The sequence below is a fragment of the Sulfurovum sp. genome (assembly GCF_049668085.1).
Lineage (GTDB): Bacteria > Campylobacterota > Campylobacteria > Campylobacterales > Sulfurovaceae > Sulfurovum.
Window position 1 is genome coordinate 1 of sequence record NZ_JBATIY010000163.1, and the last position, 3,588, is coordinate 3,588.

Annotated in this window: 4 protein-coding genes; 2 read left to right on the plus strand and 2 right to left on the minus strand. The window is 39.7% G+C overall.

Annotated features, from left to right (window positions below):
• Window positions 1–147: 147 nt before the first annotated feature.
• A complete protein-coding gene (locus WBM70_RS09985) occupies window positions 148–426 on the plus strand; it encodes a hypothetical protein (protein WP_424558361.1) in 279 nt (92 codons plus the stop codon).
• Between the two features lie 139 nt (window positions 427–565).
• Window positions 566–976 (plus strand): hypothetical protein, encoded by a 411-nt coding sequence (locus WBM70_RS09990; protein ID WP_424558362.1) that lies wholly within the window; start codon window positions 566–568, stop codon window positions 974–976.
• A gap of 178 nt (window positions 977–1,154) precedes the next feature.
• Here WBM70_RS09990 and WBM70_RS09995 read toward each other — a convergent pair whose 3' ends face one another.
• Window positions 1,155–1,982 carry an HAD-IIB family hydrolase gene (locus WBM70_RS09995; RefSeq protein ID WP_424558363.1) on the minus strand — a complete coding sequence of 276 codons (828 nt, stop codon included), beginning with the start codon at window positions 1,980–1,982 and terminating at the stop codon, window positions 1,155–1,157.
• On the minus strand, window positions 1,982–3,588 hold a 1,607-nt coding region (locus WBM70_RS10000; RefSeq protein WP_424558364.1), incomplete at its 5' end, for a YgiQ family radical SAM protein. The genes WBM70_RS10000 and WBM70_RS09995, both read right to left, overlap by 1 nt.

Consider the following 3,588-nt stretch of genomic DNA (forward strand, 5'->3'; position numbering starts at 1 on the left):
GTATATTGATTGATACACAATGGCATCTCGTTTAGTTTCAGTCTATGGATGATACAATTGCTATGAAAGTACGAACGGTTTTCCTTCAGTCTGCTTGTAGATGACGGGGTTCACGTTTAGAAAGCAGATAATTAACAGGAGATCAACTTGGACTTTCTTGCTCTATTGTTTGTGGCAAAACCATTTAACATACTTGTAGTTGCTGTTGCATTTCTTGGGGCTTACTTCATCTTACAGTGGTTTGACAGTATACGCCAGACCCGTCTTCTGCTTATTGCGTCTATCGCATGGGGACTTTATGCGGCCTGGGAGTTACTGGTTCAGATCAGGACACCAGAAGCAAATATCAGGGTAGACCTTCTTATGATCTGGCCGTTGCTGGCAATGCTCTCTAGTTGGGCACTGTATCGAGTACTTCGTCGTTGATTCCTGTTCCCACTATGTAAGAAGAAGTGTTTGTCTTAGATATAGACAGAGCAATATTCTAATTGAGATATTTGATTACTGCAAACACTTATGATACAATTGAGATGTTATTAATACATTACATTAAATTGGAGACATGATGAAAAGAAAATTATTTGCAGTAGTGACAGGAATAGGATTACTCTCAATGCCTTCAATGGCTAAAGATATTGTACATAACAAACAGGTTCACTTTGACAAAGGTACAACTGGTACCACTATGAAGGGTAAGATCAAAGGATACGAAACCTACAATTATAAACTCGGAGCCAAGTCAGGCCAGTATATGCGTGTAAGTTTGGAAAGTAAACATACCGCGACCTATTTTAATATTTTTGAACCGGGTAAAGGCCCTGGAGATCAGGCAATGTTCATTGGATCTATCAAGGGAAATATGTATACAGGAAATCTGCCTAAAGATGGTACTTACACCATTCAGGTTTATATGATGCGCAGTGCGGCAAGAAGAAATGAAGTAGCAAACTATCAGCTTCATGTAGGTATAGATTAGCCAGAGTTTTTTCTTTAAATAAAGTTTTTTCTTACGGTTCTTGTTTAAAAGACATTATTTTTCCAAAACCTTGTAAAATATATAACTTTATAAGGTTTTTACTCCTTTTGCCTTGGCGCAAAACTTATAGCATATTTCATAGGATTCCAATATTTTTATGAGAAAGTCAATTAACTATTTATCCAATATTTTTTAAATACCTAGCCACTGCATCTTCATCATTAGAGTGAGGAAGTACAAGATCTGCAACAGCTTTTACTTCATCTAAGGCATTTGAAACGGCCACAGAAGTTCCTGCAAGTTTGAACATGCCCAGGTCATTCACACTGTCACCAAATACTGTTATCTCTTCATGGCCACGACCCAGATACTCCATCACCTTTTGCATGGCATGGGATTTGTCTCCTTCAGAATGAAGTAGAGTAAGGAAGTAACCGCCTCCATATTTTTCTGGAGAGAGTTTGGCTTCTATGTTCGTACCGAATACTTTTTGTATCTCTTCATAAAGCGGACGTAGTTGTTCTTCATAACCAAAATAGACTATCTTTAGATTTTGTTGCATTGTTCGGTTGTTAGGATTAAACTGCATTCGCGGATCATCCTTATAGCCTTTGAGTACATCTTGCTGGTACTCATTGAGTTTTCTTGGGTATAAAAAAGACTCATTTAATTCTTTGTCTTTTACCCCTATGATGAAAGGATCTATATCAAACTGTGTACCAACATCCACGATGGCATCACCCAGCTCTTTATTGATTGTCTTTAGGTCTATCAGTTTACGTTCCGGGGTGATGATAATTGTACCATCAAGGAGTATCATAGGTGCATTGATATGAATCTTCTTAAGTAGCTCCTGTGATTTCTGAAAGCTTCTGGCAGTGGCAATGGTCATAATGGATGACTCTGCTTTATTGTTCCAGGTCTCCGTACTAAAATCACTGATACTTAGGTCAGAACGTAAGAAAGTGTGATCAAGGTCGGTGATATAGATCGGTCTTTTAGGCATTAACTTGAAAATCCTGAGGTAAAGTTCATTTTTGCCTGCACGATGGCTTTTTGTTTCTCTTTCCTATGTGTATCTTTTTCAACAAAGATCTTTTTACGTGTTACAGGATCCATCTCTGTGTAGTACATTACCGCAGAGTAAGTACCTGGTGTTGGTGTAAAGACCTGAGCCTGTTCTGGATTCATTTTGAGTTCATGGGTCGTAAAACGTTTCAGTTCATGCATGTCTTTCTCTTCACAACCAGGATGTGCTGCTATGAGGTAGTAGGTAAGAAACTGCTTCTTTCCCATATCTTTGTTTAGCTTGTCATAAAGCCTTTTAAAGTCAATCAGAGTTTGTTTCCCCGGTTTACCCATAAGGTCAAGTACATGTTGTTGTGTATGTTCAGGAGCAACTTTCATTTGTCCTGAGATATGGTGTTTAACCAGCTCTTTAAGGTAAGAGTATCCCTTGCGTTTGTCTTCTGTGATAAGGTCATAACGTATCCCTGAAGCGACAAATGCTTTTTTGATACCGTCTATGTTACGCACCTGTTTCATCATACCTATGACACGTGTATGGTCAGGTTTCATAGATGAACAAAGATGACGTGAGTCAACACAACGTTGGTGATCACAGGTGCCAAGTTTAAGTTTTTTGTTACACTCATAGCCATACATGTTCGCTGTAGGACCTCCAAGGTCTGAGATGATACCCTTAAAGTCTTTGTACTCTTTGAACTGGTTGGCTTCTTTCACGATAGACTGCTCAGAACGTGTACGAATCGTACGTCCCTGGTGTACACCTATGGCACAGAAATTACACTCTCCCCAGCATCCCTGATGGGTCATGATGGAAAACTTGATCGTCTCCAAACATTTGACTTTACCTTCTGGTCGGTGGTAAGGATGAAGCTCTCTTGTAAATGGAAGTGCTGAGACTTCATCCATCTCTGGTTCATTCAGATAATCGCATGGCGGGTTTTGTATCGAGTAGCGTGTATCTACCTTTTGGCAAAGTCCTTTTGCTGCGATGGGGTCGTTGTTGTCATAAAAGAGATCAAAAAGGTCTATGTATTTTTCTTTATCATCCAGACAATCTTGATGAGAGGGAAGTTGATGATAATGTTCCACAGGTTCTTTGTTTATGTAACACACACCACGTACATCTTTCCAGTCATACCCTTTATCCAGGGCACGCGTAAGGTCACGAATGGCCTGTTCTCCCATGCCATAGATGAGTATGTCTGCTTTAGAGTCAAAAAGTATCGGCTTTCTAAGCTTATTGGTCCAGTAGTCATAGTGTGTCACGCGTCTTAGACTTGCCTCTATACCACCGAGCACAACAGGCACAGTGTTTTTAAAGTTTTGACGTATGAGATTTGTGTAAACAAGTACTGCACGGTCCGGACGTTTAGTATTTTTACCACCTGGAGTGTAGTCATCTGAGTTTCTAAACTTTTTCGTAGCTGTATAGTTAGCCACCATAGAGTCTATACTCCCGCCACTTACACCCCAGTACAAACGAGGTTCACCCAAACGTTTAATATCTTTATCACTCTTCACATCAGGTTGTCCGATGATACCTACTTTGTAGCCTAACTTTTCAAGCATACGTCCTACAGTAG